The 19,135-nt window shown below is 70.2% G+C and carries 18 protein-coding genes; 6 read left to right on the top strand and 12 right to left on the bottom strand.

Translation table 11 applies throughout. From position 1 onward, the window contains the following. The first annotated feature begins 11 nt into the window (after window positions 1-11). Entirely contained in the window at window positions 12-1,397 is a 1,386-nt protein-coding gene (gene glmU, locus VEC03_RS17180) for a bifunctional UDP-N-acetylglucosamine diphosphorylase/glucosamine-1-phosphate N-acetyltransferase GlmU (RefSeq protein ID WP_324917940.1), read from the top strand. Window positions 1,398-1,403: 6 nt separating this feature from the next. Here glmU and VEC03_RS17175 read toward each other — a convergent pair whose 3' ends face one another. Further along, on the bottom strand, window positions 1,404-1,901 hold the full coding sequence (locus VEC03_RS17175; protein ID WP_324917937.1) for an Lrp/AsnC family transcriptional regulator: 498 nt from the start codon (window positions 1,899-1,901) through the stop codon (window positions 1,404-1,406). Between the two features lie 134 nt (window positions 1,902-2,035). Here VEC03_RS17175 and glmS point away from each other — a divergent pair, with 134 nt between their 5' ends. Next, a complete protein-coding gene (gene glmS, locus VEC03_RS17170) occupies window positions 2,036-3,886 on the top strand; it encodes a glutamine--fructose-6-phosphate transaminase (isomerizing) (RefSeq protein WP_324917935.1) in 1,851 nt (616 codons plus the stop codon). Between the two features lie 146 nt (window positions 3,887-4,032). Here glmS and VEC03_RS17165 read toward each other — a convergent pair whose 3' ends face one another. The 6 genes from VEC03_RS17165 to VEC03_RS17140 form a co-directional block, all read right to left on the bottom strand. Next, window positions 4,033-5,193, bottom strand: a complete 1,161-nt coding sequence (locus tag VEC03_RS17165; RefSeq protein ID WP_324917932.1) for an acyl-CoA dehydrogenase family protein — start codon at window positions 5,191-5,193, stop codon at window positions 4,033-4,035. Between the two features lie 25 nt (window positions 5,194-5,218). Then, window positions 5,219-6,103 carry an SDR family oxidoreductase gene (locus VEC03_RS17160; RefSeq protein WP_324917929.1) on the bottom strand — a complete coding sequence of 295 codons (885 nt, stop codon included), beginning with the start codon at window positions 6,101-6,103 and terminating at the stop codon, window positions 5,219-5,221. 90 nt (window positions 6,104-6,193) lie between these two features. Continuing rightward, on the bottom strand, window positions 6,194-7,069 hold the full coding sequence (locus VEC03_RS17155; RefSeq protein WP_324917926.1) for a 3-keto-5-aminohexanoate cleavage protein: 876 nt from the start codon (window positions 7,067-7,069) through the stop codon (window positions 6,194-6,196). After that, window positions 7,066-9,045, bottom strand: a complete 1,980-nt coding sequence (locus VEC03_RS17150; protein WP_324917923.1) for an acetyl/propionyl/methylcrotonyl-CoA carboxylase subunit alpha — start codon at window positions 9,043-9,045, stop codon at window positions 7,066-7,068. The genes VEC03_RS17155 and VEC03_RS17150 overlap by 4 nt, the downstream gene beginning before the upstream one ends. 39 nt (window positions 9,046-9,084) lie before the next feature. Further along, window positions 9,085-10,239 (bottom strand): acyl-CoA dehydrogenase family protein, encoded by a 1,155-nt coding sequence (locus VEC03_RS17145; protein WP_324917920.1) that lies wholly within the window; start codon window positions 10,237-10,239, stop codon window positions 9,085-9,087. A 40-nt stretch (window positions 10,240-10,279) separates the two neighbouring features. Then, on the bottom strand, window positions 10,280-11,887 hold the full coding sequence (locus VEC03_RS17140) for an acyl-CoA carboxylase subunit beta (protein WP_324917918.1): 1,608 nt from the start codon (window positions 11,885-11,887) through the stop codon (window positions 10,280-10,282). 311 nt (window positions 11,888-12,198) lie between these two features. Between VEC03_RS17140 and VEC03_RS17135 the strand changes: the two genes are divergently transcribed. The 4 genes from VEC03_RS17135 to VEC03_RS17120 all read left to right on the top strand — a co-directional run bounded on the left by VEC03_RS17135 (window position 12,199) and on the right by VEC03_RS17120 (window position 14,866). After that, the gene (locus tag VEC03_RS17135; RefSeq protein WP_324917915.1) at window positions 12,199-12,657 is read left to right on the top strand and encodes a MerR family DNA-binding transcriptional regulator; all 459 of its coding nucleotides are present in this window, start codon (window positions 12,199-12,201) and stop codon (window positions 12,655-12,657) included. 111 nt (window positions 12,658-12,768) lie between these two features. After that, a complete protein-coding gene (locus VEC03_RS17130) occupies window positions 12,769-13,869 on the top strand; it encodes a HAMP domain-containing sensor histidine kinase (RefSeq protein ID WP_324917912.1) in 1,101 nt (366 codons plus the stop codon). A gap of 52 nt (window positions 13,870-13,921) precedes the next feature. Further along, window positions 13,922-14,128 (top strand): DUF6494 family protein, encoded by a 207-nt coding sequence (locus VEC03_RS17125; RefSeq protein ID WP_324917909.1) that lies wholly within the window; start codon window positions 13,922-13,924, stop codon window positions 14,126-14,128. Between the two features lie 126 nt (window positions 14,129-14,254). Continuing rightward, a complete protein-coding gene (locus VEC03_RS17120) occupies window positions 14,255-14,866 on the top strand; it encodes a DUF2939 domain-containing protein (protein WP_324917906.1) in 612 nt (203 codons plus the stop codon). A 7-nt stretch (window positions 14,867-14,873) separates the two neighbouring features. On the opposite strand, the gene VEC03_RS17115 is transcribed toward VEC03_RS17120, so the two are convergent. From VEC03_RS17115 to VEC03_RS17095, 5 genes are all read right to left on the bottom strand, one after another. After that, window positions 14,874-15,161: a ferredoxin family protein gene (locus tag VEC03_RS17115; RefSeq protein WP_324917903.1), complete on the bottom strand. Its 288-nt coding sequence runs from the start codon at window positions 15,159-15,161 to the stop codon at window positions 14,874-14,876. A 37-nt stretch (window positions 15,162-15,198) separates the two neighbouring features. Beyond that, window positions 15,199-16,497, bottom strand: a complete 1,299-nt coding sequence (locus VEC03_RS17110) for an FAD-dependent oxidoreductase (protein ID WP_324917900.1) — start codon at window positions 16,495-16,497, stop codon at window positions 15,199-15,201. 18 nt (window positions 16,498-16,515) lie between these two features. Further along, window positions 16,516-17,616 (bottom strand): electron transfer flavoprotein subunit alpha/FixB family protein, encoded by a 1,101-nt coding sequence (locus tag VEC03_RS17105; RefSeq protein WP_324917897.1) that lies wholly within the window; start codon window positions 17,614-17,616, stop codon window positions 16,516-16,518. Further along, complete coding sequence (locus tag VEC03_RS17100) at window positions 17,613-18,455, bottom strand: electron transfer flavoprotein subunit beta/FixA family protein (protein WP_324917893.1); 843 nt, start codon at window positions 18,453-18,455, stop codon at window positions 17,613-17,615. Before VEC03_RS17100 ends, VEC03_RS17105 begins: the two co-directional genes overlap by 4 nt. Before the next feature lie 143 nt (window positions 18,456-18,598). After that, window positions 18,599-19,081, bottom strand: coding sequence for a TlpA disulfide reductase family protein (locus tag VEC03_RS17095; RefSeq protein ID WP_324917890.1), 483 nt, complete (start codon window positions 19,079-19,081; stop codon window positions 18,599-18,601). Window positions 19,082-19,135: the final 54 nt, after the last annotated feature.

Genomic DNA, 19,135 nt, shown 5'->3' with positions numbered 1-19,135 from the left:
AAGGGAACGACATGAAAGCAGTGGATGTGGTCATCATGGCCGCGGGGAAGGGCACGCGCATGAAGAGCCGCAAGCCCAAAGTGTTGCATCGTTTGGCGGGCCGTGCGCTGGTGGACCACGTGGTCGATTGCGCGACGCAGCTGGGCGCGCGCAGCACCATCCTGGTCACCGGGCATGGCGCCGAGGAGGTCGAGGCCGCGGTGCGGCAGACCGCCCCGAAGGCGGTCTTCGTGCGCCAGGAGCCGCAACTGGGTACCGGCCATGCCGTGCAGCAGGCCGTGCCTAAGCTGCCGGACGACGGCATCGCACTCATCCTCAACGGCGACGTGCCGCTGATCCGGCCGGAAACGTTGCAGCCGCTGGTGGACGCCTGCGGCGGCGAGCGGCTGGCGCTGCTGGGCGTGGTCATGCCCGACCCGACCGGCTACGGCCGCATCGTGCGCGAGGGCGAACGGGTGCGCGCCATCGTCGAGCACAAGGACGCCGACCAGGCCCAGCGCGCCATCCGCGAGATCTACACCGGCTTCATGGCGGCGCCCAACGCGCTGCTCAAGCGCTGGCTGGCGCGCCTGCGCAACGACAACGCCCAGGGCGAGTACTACCTGACGGACGTGGTCAAGCATGCCGTGGCCGATGGCGTCGAGGTGGTGGCGATCGACTGTGACGACCGGGTGCAGGTCGAGGGCGTGAACAGCCCGGTGCAGTTGGCCGAGCTGGAGCGCGCGTTCCAGCTGCGCCGGGCGCGCGAGTTGATGGAGCAGGGCGTGCGGCTGGCCGATCCGGCCCGGCTGGACGTGCGCGGCACGCTCGAATGCGGCGCCGACGTCGAGATCGACGTGAACTGCGTGTTCGAGGGCAAGGTGGTGCTGGGCGACGGTGCGCGCATCGGCCCGAACTGCGTGATCGCGAACGCCACCATCGCCGCCGGCGCCGTGCTCGAGGCCTTCTGCCACATCGATGGCGAGAAGGGCGAGGTGCAGATCGGCGAGGCCGCGGAGGTCGGCCCGTTCGCCCGACTGCGCCCCGGCGCGAAACTGGGTCCGCAGGTGCACATCGGCAACTTCGTCGAGGTGAAGAACTCCTCGCTGGCGCGCGGCGCCAAGGCCAACCACCTGGCCTACCTGGGCGACGCGGTGGTCGGCGAGCGCGTCAACTATGGCGCCGGCTCCATCACCGCCAACTACGACGGCGCCTACAAGCACCGCACGGTGATCGAGGACGACGTGCACATCGGCAGCAACTGCGTGCTGGTGGCGCCGGTGACCATCGGCAAGGGCGGCACCGTGGGCGCCGGCTCCACCATCACCAAGGACACGGCGCCGGAGGTGCTGTCGGTGGCGCGGGGCAAGCAGGCCAGCATCACCGGCTGGCAGCGGCCGAAGAAGGCGCCCAAGTAGACGGAGTCAGCCGCGGGCCGGCCGCGGCAGTGCGATGCGCGGGTCGAACTTGGCCCGCTTGACGGCGAAGAAGGCCTTCACGTTGCGCACGTTGGCGTCGGCGGTGAACAGCCGCTGCGCCAGCGCCAGGTAGCCGGGCATGTCGGGCGCCTGCACCACCAGGATGAAGTCCGGCCCGGGCGAGACCCGGTAGCACTGCTGGACCGCCGCCTCGGCCACCACCTTGGCCTCGAAGGCCTCCATGGCGGCGTTGTCCTGCCGGTCCAGCGTGATCTCCACGATCGCATCCAGCCCGTAGCCGGCCAGCGGGGCCAGCCGGTCGCGCGCCAGGATGGCGACCTGCCGCTCGACGAAGCCGGCGTCCAGCAGCCGCCGGACCCGCCGCAGGCAGGTGGGCGGCGACACGTGCACCCGCTCGGCCAGCGCCTGGTTGGTGAGCGAGGCGTCCTGCTGCAACTGGTCCAGGAGAGCCATGTCGATGGCATCCAGTGAAATATCGTCCATTGAAGCAGCGCCTACGTGAAAGGTTCTTCGACAAGAATATCCTATCGACAGAAAAATTCATAATCGACTGAAATCAGATCGATTGTTTCGCTGCACTGCTCCTACAGTTGCGCACCCCTCCCAGGAGCAAACCCATGTGTGGCATCGTCGGCGCCGTCTCGACCCGGAACATCGTCCCCGTCCTCGTCCAGGGACTGCAGCGGCTCGAATACCGCGGCTATGACTCCTGCGGCGTGGCCGTCCACGAAAAAGGCCTGCGCCGGGCGCGCAGCACGGCCCGGGTCGCGGAACTGCTGGCCCAGGTGGAGCGCGATGGCATCGAAGGCACGACCGGCATCGCCCACACCCGCTGGGCCACGCATGGTGCGCCGGCCGTCCACAACGCGCATCCGCACTTCAGCCATGGGCCCGGCGAGCACGCTGCCGACCGCCCCGGCCGCATCGCCCTGGTCCACAACGGGATCATCGAGAACCACGACGAACTGCGCGCGGCGCTCAAGGCCAAGGGCTACCACTTCGCCAGCCAGACCGACACCGAGGTGATCTGCCACCTGGTGGACAGCCTGTATGAGGGCGACCTGTTCGAGGCCGTGAAGTCGGCGGTGGCGCGGCTGCGCGGGGCCTATGCGATCGCCGTGTTCTGCAAGGACGAGCCGCTGCGCGTGGTCGGCGCGCGCGCCGGCTCGCCGCTGATCCTGGGAGTCGGTTCGGAAGGCGGGGAGAACTTCCTGGCGAGCGACGCGATGGCGCTAGCCGGCGTCACCGACCAGATCGTCTACCTCGACGAAGGCGACATCGTCGACGTGCAACTGGGCAAGTACTGGGTGGCGGACGCGGGCGGCAAGGCGGTCACTCGCGCGGTGCGGACGGTGCACGCGCACAGCGGTGCCGCCGAACTGGGGCCGTACCGCCACTACATGCAGAAGGAGATCTTCGAGCAGCCGCGCGCCATCGCCGACACGCTGGAGGGCGTGCAGGCGGCCGTGCCGGAGCTGTTCGGCGACGGTGCCTACGCGATCTTCAAGGAGATCGACTCGGTGCTGATCCTGGCCTGCGGCACCAGCTACTACAGCGGCTGCACCGCCAAGTACTGGCTGGAGGGGATCGCCAAGGTGCCGACCCAGGTCGAGATTGCCAGCGAGTACCGCTACCGTGAATCGGTGCCCAACCCGCGCACGCTGGTCGTCACCATCAGCCAGTCGGGCGAGACCGCCGACACGCTGGCGGCGCTGCGCCATGCGCGCGAGCTGGGCATGCCGCACACGCTGACGGTGTGCAACGTGCCGACCTCGGCCATGGTGCGCGAGTGCAAGCTGGCCTACATCACGCGCGCAGGCGCGGAGATCGGCGTGGCCTCGACGAAGGCCTTCACCACCCAGCTGGCCGGGCTGTTCCTGCTGACGCTGGCGATCGCCGGCGTCAAGGGCCGCATGACCGAGTCGCAGGAAGCCGCGCACCTGAAGGCCATGCGCCACCTGCCCGCCGCGCTGAGCGCCGTGCTGGCGCTGGAGCCGCAGATCATCGGCTGGGCCGAGCACTTCGCCGCCAAGGAGAACGCGCTGTTCCTGGGCCGCGGGCTGCACTACCCGATCGCGCTGGAGGGTGCGCTCAAGCTCAAGGAGATCACCTACATCCACGCCGAGGCCTATGCCGCCGGCGAGCTGAAGCACGGCCCGCTGGCGCTGGTGACCAGCCAGATGCCGGTGGTCACCGTGGCGCCGCACGACGCGCTGCTGGAAAAGCTCAAGAGCAACATGCAGGAAGTGCGCGCCCGCGGCGGCGTGCTCTACGTGCTGGCCGACGCCGACAGCCGCATCGAGAGCGAGGACGGCATCCACGTCATCCGCATGCCCGAGCACTACGGTCCGCTCAGCCCACTGCTGCACGTGGTCCCGCTGCAGCTGCTCGCGTATCACACGGCCGTGGCGAGGGGCACCGATGTGGATAAGCCGAGAAACCTCGCCAAGTCGGTCACCGTAGAGTGAACGACTTGGCGCGGCGCGCAGCGCCGCGCGCGGCAGGCGCGAGTTACTCGGATTGGGGGCCACTCACATCGCGCGGCGATGTGATGTGGCCACCACAAGCCGAGGAACCTCGCCAAGTCGGTCACGGTGGAGTGATCGACGGGGCTTCAGATCCCCAGCTGCCGCGAAGCGAGCTCCTTCATGATCTCCTCGGTGCCGCCGCCGATCGCCATGACCTTGACTTCGCGGTAGATGCGCTCGGCCGCGGTGCCGCGCATGAAGCCCATGCCGCCCAGGATCTGGACCGCCTGGTCGGCGCAGAACTGCATGGACTGGGTGGCGTGGTTCTTCAGCAGGCAGACCTGGGCCACCCACTCCGCCCCCTTTTCGGACTGGTCGCCGCTGTCGGCCCGCGCCGTCACGGCGTCCAGCCAGGCCCGCGTGGACTCGATGCGCATCTTCATGTCCATCAGCTTGTGGCGGATCACCTGGTGGTCGACCAGCGCGGTGCCGAAGGTCTTGCGCTGGCGCGCCCAGCCCAGCGCCTCGTCGTAGCAGCATTCGGCGAAGCCCAGGGCCAGCGCCGCCATCGACAGGCGCTCGCCGTTGAAGTTGGTCAGGATCATCTTGAAGCCGCTGCCTTCCTGGCCGACCCGGTAGCGCGCCGGCACGCGCACCCCGTCGAAGCGCAGGTGCGCCGTGTCCGAGCACAGCCAGCCCATCTTGCGCAGCGGGCTGCGCGAGAGCCCGGGTGCGTCGCCCGGCACCACGAGCATGGAGATGCCCATCGGCCCCTTCTCCCCGGTGCGCACGGCCACGGTCAGCCAGTCGGCCCGCATGCCCGAGGTGATGAAGATCTTCTCGCCGTCGACCACGTACTCGTCGCCTTCGAGGCGCGCCGTGGTGCGCAGGGCCGAGACGTCGGTGCCGCCGCCCGGCTCGCTGATGGCCAGCGCCGCGATCTTCTCGCCGCGCAGCACCGGCGGGATCACCTCGGCTTGCAGCTGCGGGCTGCCGTGGCGCACCAGTGGCGGCAGCCCGATGTTGTGGCTGAACAGGCTGGCCATCAGGCCGCCACTGCCGGCGTAGCGGGCCAGGGCGATGGTCATGGCATTGCGCACCGCCCAGTCGGTGGGCGTGCCGCCCAGCGCCTCGGGGTAGCCCATGCCCAGCCAGCCGAGTTCGGCGGCGCGGCGGTAGAGGCTGCGGGGAATCTCGCCGGCGTCCTCCCAGGCCTGCAGGTGGGGGACGATCTCGGCCTGCGCGAAACGCCGGGCGGCGTCGGCCATCAGCTGCAGCTCTTCGCGGTTCACGGCGGTGGTGGACATCGGACGATCCCGGGGCCGGAAAGAATCAGGAAAACACCTTGGGCGCCTGCGCCCGGTGGAAGCCCTCGAAGGGCCGGATGGCTTCGCGCTGGCGGGTCTTCGCGTCGGCAATGCGCATCGGCCAGCCCATGCGCACCTGGGGCCGCGCGCCATCGACCCGCAGCGTGCTGCCGCTGATGAAGGACGCTGCCGGGCTGAGCAGGAAGACGATGGCCGCCGCCGCTTCCGCCTCGGTGCCGAAGCGGCCCAGCGGAACCGTCTTGCCCATCTCGCGCAGCATGGGCCCCATCTCGGGCGGGTACCGGTCCATGCCGCTGGAGGCGATGTAGCCCGGCGCCACGGCATTGACGCGCACGCCGCGCCCGGCCCATTCGATCGCCGCGGTCTCGGTGAAGCTCACCATGCCGGCGCGGGCCGCGCCGCTGTGCGCCATCCCGGGCATGGAGCCCCACATGTCGGCCACGATGTTGACGATGCTGCCGCCGCGCTGGTCCATCGACTGCACGAAGCACTCGCGCGCCACCAGGAAGCCGCCGGTGAGGTTGGTGGCGACCACCGCTTCCCAGCCCTTGGCACTGGTCGCTTCCAGCGGCGTCATGTACTGGCCGCCGGCGTTGTTGACCAGGCCGTCGATGCGGCCGTGCCGTGCGAGCACGGCGGCCACCATGGCGCGCACGGCGTCCTCATGGCGGATGTCGCAGGCGTGGATGCTGGGCGCGGCGCCGCCGTCCTCCGCGATCTCCGCGGCCACGGCCTCCAGCTTCTCGACCTTGCGGCCCACCAGCGCGACGCGGGCGCCGAGCGCGGCCAGTTCGTGTGCCGTGCAGCGTCCTATGCCGGAACCGCCGCCCGTGACCAGCACCACCTTGTCCGCGAACAGTCCGGCGGTGAAAACGGATCGGTAGCCCATGGTTCCTCCTTGTCGTTCAGGGTGCGTCGCGGTACATGGCCTCCACCGCCTCGCGCTGGCGCCCGCTCACCTGCCTCCTGGCAGCAGCCATCAGCGGCGCAGGCCGAGCAGTTGGCGCGCCTGCGCGGGACTGGCGACGCTGCGCCCGGCCCGGCGCGCGCAGGCGGCCAGGGCTTCGACGAGCACGCCGTTGCCGGTGGCCCGGCTGCCGTCCGGCAGGTAGAAGGTGTCCTCCAGCCCGGTGCGCAGCATGCCGCCCAGCTCGGCCACCTTCTGCTGGACCGGCCAGATCTCCTGGCGGCCGATCAGCGTGGCCTGCCAGGCGCTGTCGGGCGCCATCCAGCGCGGCAGCAGGGCCAGCAGGTCGGGGTCGCAGGGCATGCCGGAGGCCACGCCCATCACCAGGTTGTATTCGGGGCGGCCCATGCCGGGCTCGAGCATGCCGGCCTTGAGGTACATGCCGACCGAGCGCACGATGCCGACGTCGAAGCATTCGAACTCGGGGTGCACGTCGCACTCGGCCATCACGTCCAGGAACTGCTGCACCTTGGCCACCGGGTTGTCGAACACCATGGGCGGCCAGGCCCACTGGCCGTCGTCCTTGATCTTCAGGTAGTTCAGGCTGCCGGCGTTGCAGGCGGCGATCTCGGGCCGGACGCGGCGGATGCAGGCCGCCGGGCCGGAGATGTCCTTGCCGATGACGCCGGTGGTCAGGTTGATGATCACGCCCGGGCAGGCGTCGCGGATCGCGCCGACCACGGACTCGGCCACTTCCGGGTCCCAGGAGGGCATGTGGCCCATGCCCTCCTCCTGCATGCGCAGGTGCACATGCATGATCGATGCGCCGGCATTGAACGCGTCGCGCGCCTCGGCCGCCATCTGCGCCGGCGTCACCGGCACCGGGTGCTGTTTCGGGTTGGTGAGCACGCCGGTCAGCGCGCAGGTCAGGATCGCCTGGTCCATCATGTCTCCGTGTCGTTCCCCTCGCCGCCGGCGGCGGCGAGGTCCAGTTCCACGAGCAGGGCGTCCAGCTCCACCTGGTCGCCGGCGCCCACGTGCAGCCGCGCCACCTGCCCCGGGGCCTGCGCGCTCAGCCACATCTCCATCTTCATCGCTTCCACGCAGACCATGGGCTGGCCCTCGGTGACGCGGTCGCCCACGGCCACCTGCACCTGCGTGACCTTGCCGGCCACCGGCGCCAGGGCGCGGCTGGCGTCGCGGCGGGTGTCGCGCTGCGGGAAGGGCGAGAGCTCGCTGAACACGTGCACCGTGCACCCCACGGCCAGGTGCAGCTCGGCGCCGTGCACCAGCGCGATGGCCCGGCGCAGCACGCCGTCCGCCTCGTAGCGCAGCTCGCCGTCGGCCAGCCGCAGGATGCGCAGGGCGTGCGAGGCGCCTTCGAACGTGACCCGCACCTCGCCGGTCCGGTCGGGCCGCACGCGCAGCGTGTGGCGCGCCTCGCCGCACTGCAGCGGCAGGTCGAAGGCGGCCACGCTGTCGGCGCGCCAGCCGGCGCCCTCGCGCAGGGCCAGGGCGGCGGCGGCCAGGCACCAGGTGGCGGCATCGGGCTGCGGGCGTTGCAGCAGCGCCTCGCCCTCGTCCAGCCAGCGGTCGATCAGGGTGGTGGTCATCGCCGCGCCGCGGAAGGCCGGGTGGTCGAGCAGGTCCGACAGGAAGCGCGCGTTGTTGCGCAGGCCCAGCAGCGGTGCGTCGGCGAGCGCGGCGCGCAGGCGCCGGATGGCGTCCTCGCGGTCGCGGCCGTGCGCGATCACCTTGGCCACCATCGGGTCGTAGAAGGGCGTGACCTCGCCGCCTTCGCGGATCCCGTCGTCGATGCGCACGCCGCCGTGCAGCGCCTGCTGCGGGCGCCACCAGCGGACGGTGCCGGCCTGTGGCGCGAAGCCGGCATACGGGTCCTCGGCGTACAGGCGCGCCTCGATGGCGTGGCCCTGGAATCGGATGTCCTCCTGGCGCATCGGCAGCGGATCGCCGGCGGCCACGCGCAGCTGCCACTCGACCAGGTCGAAGCCGGTGATCGCCTCGGTCACCGGGTGCTCCACCTGCAGCCGGGTGTTCATCTCCAGGAAGTAGTGCTTGAGCTGGTCGTCGACGATGAATTCCACCGTGCCCGCGCCCCGGTAGCCCACCGCCAGTGCGGCGGCGACCGCGTCGCGGCCCATGGCTTCGCGCATCGCCGGGCTCACCACGGGCGAGGGCGCCTCCTCGATCACTTTCTGCCGGCGGCGCTGGGCGGTGCAGTCGCGCTCGCCCAGGTGCACCGCGTTGCCGTGGGCGTCGGCGAAGACCTGGATCTCGATGTGGCGGCCGTTCTCGACCAGGCGCTCCAGCATCAGCGTGCCGTCGCCGAACGCGCTCTGTGCTTCCCGCCGGGCGCCGGCGATGGCCGCTTCGATCTCGCCGGCCTCGCGCACCAGCCGCATGCCCCGGCCGCCGCCGCCGGCCACGGCCTTGACCAGCAGCGGCAGGCCGAGCTCGAGCGCTTCGGCGTGCAGGCGGTCTTCGCCCTGGTCCTCGCCGAGGTAGCCGGGCGCGCAGGGCACGCCCGCCTCGATCATGCGGCGCTTGGCCAGCGCCTTGTCGCCCATCGCCTGGATGGCCGACGCGGGCGGGCCGATGAAGACCAGGCCGGCATCGGCGCAGGCCTGGGCGAAGCCGGCGTTCTCGCTGAGGAAGCCGTAGCCCGGATGCACCGCATCGGCGCCCGTCTTGCGGGCCGCGTCCAGCAGCGCATCGATGCGCAGGTAGGAGTCGGCCGCCGCGGCGCCGCCGATGTGCACGGCCTCGTCGGCCTGCTGCACGTGCGGCGCGTCGCCGTCGGCGTCGCTGTACACGGCCACCGTCCGGTAGCCCAGCGTGCGCGCGGTGCGGATCACGCGGCAGGCGATCTCGCCGCGGTTGGCGATGAGGATCTTTTCAAACATGGCGGGACTCCGCGGTGGCGCAGTGGCGAACCGGCACGTTCATGCGGCGGGCTTGGGCAGGGTGCCCTCGAGCTTGCAGATGATGCCCAGCATGATCTCGTCGGCGCCGCCGCCGATGGAGATCAGGCGGCCGTCGCGGTAGGCCTGCGAGATCGGGTTGTCGGCGGTGAAGCCCATGCCGCCCCAGTACTGCAGGCAGGCGTCGGCCACCTCGCGGCTCAGGCGGCCGCACTTGAGCTTGGCCATCGAGGCCAGCCGGGTCACGTCCTTGCCCGAAATGTAGGCCTCCACCGCGCGGTAGGTCAGCGCGCGCAGGGCCTCCACCTCGGTGCGCAGCTCGGCCAGCCGGAAGTGCACCGACTGGTTGTCCAGGATGGGCCGGCCGAAGGTCTTGCGCTGGCGCGTGTACTCGATGGTCTGGTCGATCAGGCGGTCCAGCGTGCGCAGCGAGCCGGCCGCGCCGTACAGGCGCTCCTCCTGGAACTGCAGCATCTGCAGCATGAAGCCCATGCCTTCCTGGCCGATCAGGTGGCGCCGCGGCACCCGCACGTTGTCGAAGAACAGCTGCGCGGTGTCCGACGAATGCATGCCGATCTTGTGGATGGCCTGGCGCGTGATGCCGGGCGTGTTCATGGGCACCACGATCAGCGACTTGTTCCTGTGCGGCGAGCCCTGCGAGGTGTTGGCCAGCAGGCAGCACCAGTCGGCCTGCATGCCGTTGGTGATCCACATCTTGGAGCCGTTGATGACGTAGTCGTCGCCGTCCTTCTCGGCCACCGTCCTGATCGCCGCCACGTCCGAGCCGCCGCTGGCCTCGCTGACGCCGATGCAGCCGACCAGCTCGCCCGCGATGGACGGCGCCAGGAACTCGCGCTTGAGCTCGTCCGAACCGAAGCGCGCCAGCGCCGGCGTGCACATGTCGGTCTGCACGCCGATGGCCATGGGCACGCCGCCCGCGTTGCATTCGCCCAAGGCCTCGGCCATCACCATGGAGTAGCTGAAGTCCAGCCCCATGCCGCCGTACTCGACGGGGTACTTGATCCCCAGCAGGCCGAGCGCGCCGAGCTTCCTGAAGACCTGGTGCGCCGGGAACATGCCCTCGGCTTCCCACAGGGCGATGTGGGGGTTGATCTCCTTGGCAACGAACTTGCGGACGGTGTCGGCGATCTGCTCGTGTTCGGGGGTGAATTGCATGGCGGCCTCGCTCGAAGAAGGATGCGGGGGCAAGGCGCGGCTACAGGCGCGCCACGCCGAAGGTGTTGGGGTTCAGCTGGCGCGCCTGGGCCTCCTCGGACAGGGCCAGGCACAGGCCCAGGATGCGGCGCGTGTCGCGCGGATCGATGATCCCGTCGTCCCACAGGCGCGCGGTGCCGAACAGCGCCGAGGACTCCTGGTCCAGGCGCTGGCGCAGCCCGTCCGACATCGCCTTCAGCGCCTCGTTGGCCGGCAGGCCCATGCGCTCGAGCTTGGCGCGGTTGACGATGTCCATCACCTGCGCCGCCTGGGCGCCGCCCATGACGGCGGTGCGCGCGCTCGGCCAGGCGAAGATGAAGCGAGGGTCGAAGCCGCGGCCGCACATGCCGTAGTTGCCGGCGCCGAAGGAGCCGCCCAGCACCACGGTGAACCTGGGTACCCGCGCGTTGGCCACGGCCTGGATCATCTTGGCCCCGTGCTTGATGGCGCCGCCGCGCTCGGCGGCCGAGCCGACCATGTAGCCGGTGGTGTTCTGCAGGAACACGAGCGGCGTGGCGCTCTGGTCGCACAGCTGGATGAACTGCCCGGCCTTGGTCGAACCGGCCGGCTGGATCGGGCCGTTGTTGCCCAGGATGCCTACCAGCCGACCCTGAATGCGGGCGTGGCCGCAGATCGTTTCCGGCGCGTACTCGGCCTTGAACTCCAGGAAGTCGGAGCCGTCGACCAGCCGGGCGATCACCTCGCGCACGTCGTAGGGCTCGCGTTCGTCGGCGGGCACCACGCCCAGCAGCTCCTGTTCGTCGTACAGCGGCTCGGCGAAGGCGCCCCGCGCGGGGACCGTGTCCCAGTTCAGCTTGTCCATCAGCTCGCGCGCCATGCCGATGGCGTGGGCGTCGTCCTCGCACAGGTACTCGCCCAGGCCGGTCACGCGCGCGTGGGTCTCGGCGCCACCCAGCTCCTCGTCGCTGGCGTCCTCGCCGATGGCGGCCTTGACCAGCGGCGGGCCGGCCAGGTAGATGCTGGAGCGCCCGCGCACCAGGATCACGTAGTCCGACAGGCCGGGCAGGTAGGCGCCGCCGGCGGTGGACGAACCGTGCACCACCGCGATCTGCGGCAGGCCCATGGCGGACATCCGTGCCTGGTTGGCGAAGCTGCGCCCGCCGTCCACGAAGATCTCGCTCTGGTACATCAGGTTGGCGCCCCCGCTCTCGACCAGGTAGATCAGCGGCAGCTTGTTCTCGCGCGCGATCTCCTGCGCGCGCAGCGCCTTGCGCAGCCCCATGGGCGCCACGGTCCCGCCCTTGACGGCGCTGTCGTTGGCCGACACGAGGCAGCGGCGGCCCGCCACCACGCCGATGCCGACGATGGAACCGCCGCCCAGCACGGCCTTCTTGCCGTCGTCGTCGTGCATGTTCAGGCCCGCCAGGCGACTGAGCTCGAGGAAGGGCGTGCCGCGATCGAGCAGGCGGGCCACGCGCTCGCGCGGCAGCAGCTGGCCGCGCTTCTCGAACTTGTCGCGCTTGGACTCGGACTCGGCGATCACCAGCTGCTCCAGCCGCCGCACCTCGTCGAGCTGCGCCTGCATGCGTTGCCGGTTGGCGGCAAAGGCCTCCGACTGGACCTGGAGCTTGGAGCGGATCGCGGGCATGGGGTGGGCTTCCGGTGGGAATGCGCGGGATTAGACGCAGTGGGTAACGTTAAGGTCAACCTGATTTCGTATAGGTACTTTTCCCGGGATTTGCGGACGGTGGCGCCGATACCATCCCGCCTCGCTCACACCCAACCACGAGGACCCCATGAACCTCCAGGAATGCACCGAAGCCATCCGCAAGAAGGTCGGAGGCGCCATGGGCGTCGCGCTGCGCCTGCAGCGCGTCATCTGAGGCGGTGCTGGCGAGCACTTCCGTGGGCAAGGCGAGATCCGCGGCAGGGACGGCGCGCAAGGCGGCACCAGCGCCTGTGTCGCCGCCCGATGCGCAGGCGTTCCTGGATTCGCACCGCGACCCGGGCGCGACCCAGCTGTTCGGCATCACGGAGCTGTGCCGCGAGTTCGGCATCACCCTGCGCGCCCTGCGCTTCTACGAGGACAAGGGCCTGCTCGCGCCCATGCGCGTGAACGGCGCCCGCGTCTACACCCGGCGCGACCGCGCGCGCCTGGCCCTGATCCTGCGCGCCAAGGCCATCGGCTCGCCGCTGGCGGAAATCAAGCGCTACCTGGACCTGTACGGCGACCACGGCGAAGGCCGTTCGGAGCAGCTGGAGTACGTCATCCGCCGCACCGACAGCGCCATCGCGGAACTGGAACGCAAGCGCGCCCAGATCGACGAGACCCTGGCCGAGCTGCGCGTCATCAACGACAGCTGCCGCAAGCAGTTGGCCTCGCGCCGGCGCGCCGGCAAACCCGCGCGGGGGTCGTGAAGGAACTGGCGGCCGCTTGAAGCGGTCGCCCGGGACTGCGCCGGTGGACGCCTGCCTTCGAGGCCCCGGATCCACCCTGTCCGCACGTCCGCAGTTCTGTTACCTTAGTTCGTGCCCACGGCGCCGCAACCCTCGAACGATGCTCGGCAGAGCCGCTTCCGGCTCGATGAGCCGCGACCGCCGTTCTGGAAGCAGGCGATGCTGGCCGCCGGGTGCTCGGCCCTCGCCCTGGCCATCCGGTATGCCGCGGATCCCTTCCTGGGCTCCTACCATGCCTTCACGTCGGCCTTTGCCGCGGTGGCGTTCGCGGCCTGGCACGGGACGTGGCGCGCCGGCCTGCTGTGCGCGCTGCTGTCCTTCGCCTGGGGCGACTACTTCTTCGTCGAGCCGCGCCACCAGGTCCTGGTCGTATCGACCGCGAAGGCCGTGGAATCGGCCTTCTACTGGGCACTCGTGGTCGTCGTGCTCTACATCAGCCACCGGGCGATCCGCTCGCGCGAGGCGGCGAAGCACCTGATCGAACGACTCGAAACCGCAGACGCGCGCAAGTCCGAGCTGCTCGCAACCCTGGCGCACGAGATGCGCAGCCCCTTGTCGGCGATCCGGTCGGCCCTCCAGGCCATCGCACTGGACAAGGAGCCGAGCGAGTTGCAGAGGCGCGCCGCCGCCATCATCGCGAGGCAGGCGGAGTACATGAACCGCCTGACCGAGGACCTCATGGACGCCGCCCGCATCCAGCAGGGCAAGATCGAGCTCAAGCTGGAGAGGGCCGTGGTGGCCGACCTCGTGGCGGCCGCCCTGGAAGCCGTCGATGAGACGCTGCGTGCGCGGGACCAGCGCTGCGAGGTGGCCGTGGCCGGGGACGTGCCGGAACTGAGGGTCGACCCAGCCCGCATGTACCAGGTCCTGACCAACCTGCTCTTCAACGCCGCCCGGTACTCCCCCGCGGCGTCCGTCATCCGGATCGAAGCCCGGCGCGCCCCCCGGGGCGTCTGCATCAGCGTGACCGATTCGGGCGCCGGGATCCCGCCGTCCAAGCTCGATTGGGTGTTCGACACCTTCTCCCAGGTGAAGGAAGGGGGACAGGGGCTCGGACTGGGACTGTCGCTCGTACGGCGGCTGGTGCAGTTGCATGGGGGCACGGTCAATGCGCTGAGCCGGGGCGAAGGCGAGGGCACGCGGTTCGAAATCATCCTGCCGATCCAGGATTAGCCGCGGGCGCCGCTTGTCCTAGGATGGCGGGTTCCAACAGCCGGAGGTCAGCATGGACGACGAAGCCTTGAACATGAGCATCCGCAAGTTCCTCAAGCTGGTCGGCGTGAGCTCGCAGCGCGAGATCGAACAGGCCGTCGCCCGCGCGCTCGAGCAAGGCAAGCTGGGCGGCCAGGACGTCCTGCCGGCCAGGATGACGCTGGACATCCCGGCCCTGGACCTCAAGGTCAGTTTCGATGGCGAGGTGAAGCTGCAGTAGGGCGGCAGCCGGCGTCCCGGGGCCGGAGCCACGGCGGTGGCTCATGCATTGGCGGCGCCTCAACTGGTTACTTCCGCCCGCGTCCGCCGTCGCTACAGTGCCTGGGCATTTCCGCCGGAGGGTCCCATGGCATTGCGCCGCCAAGCCTGGCTGGCGGCTGCGAGCGCGCTGTTGCTGCTCGCTGTCGTCGCAGCCTACTGGTACTTCTCGCCGTACCTGGCCATTCGCAAGCTGCAGGCGGCCGCCGAGGCCGGCGACGTCGACACGATCAACGAGCACGTGGACTTCCCGCGGCTTCGCGCCAGCATCAAGGGGCAGCTTGAGGCCGCCATGGTTGGGAGCCTGGCGGACACGCAGGACAGCCCTCTGGCAGCGGCCGGCGCGGCCGTCGGGCGAATGATGGTCGGCGGCGTGGTGGAGGTGCTGGTGCAGCCCCGGATGCTGATGTACAGCATCCGAACCGGGCTGGGTCGGCCCCGGCCGTCCGGCGCAAAGTCCTCGCCATCGCCGTCCGCGACGCCGGATGCGCCAGAGGCGCCCGCCTCTGGGCAGCGCCAACCGGCGCGATGGCGTGCCGAACGCGTGGATGCCGATCGCGTCGTGTTCTATCCCGACGATGAACGGACCCGGGACGACAGCGTGGGGCTGGTGCTGGATCGCTACGGGTTCGCTTCCTGGAAGCTGAGCGGGATGCGCCTGCACCTGCCCGCTTCGACGCCGGGTCGCTCCGGCGGGTGATGGCCGTTCACCCGAACTTGTACAGCACCCCGTAGCCGCCGCGCGGGTAGGCCCAGTCGATGTTCTGGTGCTCGGTGCACAGCAGCCGGCAGGTGCCGCACTCGAGACAGCCGTCGGTGGACAGCACCACGCCGCGGTCTTCCGACAAGGTGTAGCAGCCGGCGGGGCAACACCAGGTGCAGGCCGGCGTGGTGCACTGGTCGCGGCAGATGTCGGGGTGGCGGATCGCGACGTGCGAGCGCCCCTCGTCCACCCGGTAGCGGTTCTCGAACAGTTTCTCTTCGACCTTGATCATGGAAGCTCCGCTCCAGGGATGGTGTGGGGGTGCGCCTTCAGCGGAAGGCCCGGATCAGCTTGATGGCATCGCCGAACAGCCCCAGGCGCGAGCGCTTCTCGACGAAGTCGCGCTGGATCTGCCGCTCCTTGGACCGCTTGTCCACGCCATCGACCTTCAGCAGCGTGTGCGCGGCGCGCGACAGCAGCTCCGGGTAGGTGGTCAGGAACTGGCGGTTGCCGTGCAGGATCTGTGGCACGTCGCGGTACTTCTTCAGGTCCTTCATCACGAAGCTCTGCTCCAGCGCCTGGCGGTAGCGCCGCAGGTTGGCCGCGCTGAAGTCCTTGCCCGCGTCGCGCAGGGCGATGAGGGTCTCGGCGGCGAGCCGGCCAGTGGTCATCGCCAGATTCGAGCCTTCGCGGTGCACCGCGTTGACGAAGCCGCCCGAATCGCCGCAGATCACCCAGCCCTCGCCGTGCACCACCGGGATGGCGTTGTAGCCGCCTTCCGGGATCAGGTGTGCCGAGTACTCCTTGACCTCCGAGCCGGCGATCAGCTGCCGCACCGAGGGATGGGCCTTCATGTCCTCCAGCAACTGGTAGGGCGTCAGGCGCGAGGCCTTGAAGTCGCTGACCATGCAGCCCACGCCCAGCGAGATCGACTCCTTGTTGGTGTAGAGGAAGCCGGTGCCGACCATGCCGCGGGTGATCTTGCCGAACATCTCGATCACCACCCCGTGGTCGCCCTGGATGTTGAAGCGCTCCTCTATGGTGGCGCGGGGCAGGAAGTGCATCTCCTTGACCGCGAGCGCGACGTCCTGGGCCTGCACCGGCGGGCGCAGGCCGGCGCGGGTGGCGACCAGCGAGTTGACGCCGTCCGCCAGCACCACCACGTCGGCCCGGATCTCGCCGTTGGCGCGGTCGGTGCGCACGCCGACCACCCGGTCGCCTTCCTTGAGCAGGTCGAGCACCGTGGTCTCGCACACCAGCAGCGCGCCCGCGTCCTGCACCTTCTTCGAGAACCATTTGTCCAGGTTGGCGCGAACCACGGTGTAGCGCGTGGGCTGCTCGTCCTTGCCGGCCTCGGCGCGGAAGTGCGAGCCGACGTGGGAGTGGTCGTCCATCAGCCACATGCGCTGCTCGATGACGGCCCGTTCCAGCGGTGCGGAGCGCCGGCAGTTGGGGATCACCTCCTCCAGGGCCTCGGCATACAGGATCGCGCCCTGCACGTTCTTCGAGCCCGGGTACTCCCCGCGCTCGAGTTGCAGGACCTTCATGCCGGCCTTGGCCAGCAGGTAGGCGGCGGTGTTGCCCGAGGGCCCCGCGCCGACCACGATCGCGTCGAAATGTTCGGCCATGCTGCTAGTCTCCGGTAGTCAGGCGGCCGCCCGCAGGGCCTGCCGCTCGCGCAGGGCGTCGGTCAGTGCCGGCAGGATCTGCAGGGCGTCGCCGACCACGCCGTAGGTGGCGAATTCCATGATGGGTGCCTTGGGGTCGCTGTTGATCGCGATGATCACGTCGGCACCTTCGACCCCGACCCGGTGCTGGATGGCGCCGGAGATGCCGGCCGCGATGTACAGCCGCGGCCGTATGGTCTGGCCGGTCTGGCCGATCTGGCGGTCGGCGCCCAGCCAGCCGGCCTGCACCACCGGACGCGAGCCGCCCCACTCGCCGCCGAGCAGCGCGGCCAGCTCCTGCACCAGCTGGAAGTTCTCCGGCTTGCCCAGGCCGCGGCCGCCGGCGACCACCACGTCGGCATAGGCCAGCTGGGCCTTGCCGGCGTCGGCATCCTGGATGTACGACAGGATCTTGGTGACCACGTCGTCCTCGGCGAGGGTGACGGCCTCCTCCACGATCGCGCCCGTGCGCTGCGGATCGCGCTTCGGCATCGCCATCACGCGCGGCCGCACGGTCGCCATCTGCGGCCGGTATTCGAGCGTGTGGATGGTGCACAGCAGGGTGCCGCCGAAGGTGGGCCGGGTGGCGGCCAGGCTGCGCGTCTCGTCGTCGATGCGCAGCTCGGTGCAGTCGGCGGTCAGGCCGGTGCCCAGCGTGGTCGCCACCGCACCGGCGAGGTCGCGCCCTAGGGTGGTGGCGCCCAGCAGCAGGATCTCCGGTTGGCCGCGCTGGACCAGGCTGGTGAGCGCCTGCGCGTAGGGGTCGGTGCGGTAATGCTCCAGCACCGGGTCGCAGGCCACGCGGACCTCGTCGGCGCCGTGCCGGATCGCCTCGGCGCAGGCCTGGCGGGTCGCTTCGCCCCCCGGCCCCAGCACGATGCCCGACAGCGGAACGCCCAGGTGGTCGGCCAGCTTGCGGCCCTCGCCGAGCAGTTCCCAGGACACCGGGTGCACGCGCCCGCGCTCGAGTTCGACGTAGACCCAGACGCCGCGCCAGCCGCGCAGGTCGGCGCCGTCAGCGCGGCGCGGCGCCGCGGCTGCCGGTGCGGTGGACGTCGCCGCTTCGTGCTCGCCGCTCATGGCAGGGCCTCGGCTTCCAGCCCGGGGTGGCGGCTGCCGAGCCGCTCCAGCAGCGCCTGCACCGACTCGCGCGCGCTCCGGCCCGCGGTGTCGATGATCTCGGCCTTGTTCGCGCGCGGCTGCGGGGCGAACACCTTCTTGACCACCGTCGGCGAGCCCTTGAGGCCGCAGCGCGCGAGCTCGGTGATGCCGGCGGCCTTGTGGTCCCACTCCTGCACCTCGCACCGCGCCGCGCGGAACATGTCGTCCATGCCGGCGAAGCGGATCGTGTTGGCGCCTTCCATCATGGTCACCAGGCAGGGCAGCCGGCTCTGCAGCACCTGCACGCCGCCCTCGGCGCGGCGATGCACGACGATCTCGCGCGCGACCGGATCCACGGACTCGATGCGCGACACGTAGGTGAGCTGCTGCAGGCCGAGGCGGCGCGCGATGCCGGGGCCCACCTGCGCGGTGTCGCCGTCTATGGTCTGCTTGCCGCAGAACACCATGTCGACCGGCCGAGAGGCGGCGATGGTGCGGATCGCCGACGACAGCGCATACGAGGTGGCCAGCGTGTCGGAGCCGGCGAACACGCGGTCGGTGATCAGGATCGCGTCATCGGCGCCGTAGGAGATGCACTTCTTCAGCGCCTCGGCCGCCATCTTGGGGCCCATGCTCAGCACGGTGACGTGCGCGCCGAAGCGGTCCTTCAGGCGCAGCGCCTCTTCCAGCGAAACCAGGTCGAACGGGTTGACGACCGCGGGCACCCCCTGCCGCATGATGGTGTTGGTCACCGGGTGCACGCGGATCTGGCTGGAGTCCGGCACCTGCTTGATGCAGGCGACGATGTGGAGGCTCATGGGGTATCTCCGTATTCCGGTACTTCTTTACCATTATTCAGGCCCACGACAGGTTCCCGGGCACGGGTTGACCCGGGGTTTCGGATTGATTGAAGGCAATGCCGGGCCGCGCCCGGCCTTCCAACGGCCCGGTTCGCCCGGTTTCAGGCCGTTTCGGCCACCAGCGAGCCGATCAGCACGCCCAGCGCCAGGTCGGGCTGGTGGCCGAAACCCTGGAAGCGCATGCGCCCCTGGCGGTCGATCAGGACCACGCTGGGCGTGCCCTCGAAACCGTAGGCGCGCATGGTCAGCGGGATGGCGTCGCCGTCGTCGTGGCGGTCGATGCCGATCGGGAAGCTCAGGCGGTTCTCGTGCACGAAGGCCTTGAGGGCCACCGGCGTCATCGCCGCATGGTGCTCGAACACGGTGTGCAGGCCCACCACCGCGACCTCGCTGCCTTCGACCATCGCCTGCAGCTTCTGCATCTGCGGCGTCGCCAGTTGCACGCAGGCGGGGCACAGCATCTGGAAGGCGTGCAGCACCACCACCTTCCCGGCGAGGTCCGGAAGCGCGAGCGGTCCCTTGGTGTTCAGCCACTCGCTGACCTCGAGCGGCGGGGCAGGGGTGGCGGTTTCGAGCATCCGCATCGGTCGGGTTCCTCCAGGCGTCCAGGTCGCTCCTACGGGCCCGGGTGCTTCATT

The organism is Ramlibacter sp. (genome assembly GCF_035627355.1).
Lineage (GTDB): Bacteria > Pseudomonadota > Gammaproteobacteria > Burkholderiales > Burkholderiaceae_C > Ramlibacter.
This window is presented reverse-complemented; position numbering and strand designations above follow the sequence as displayed.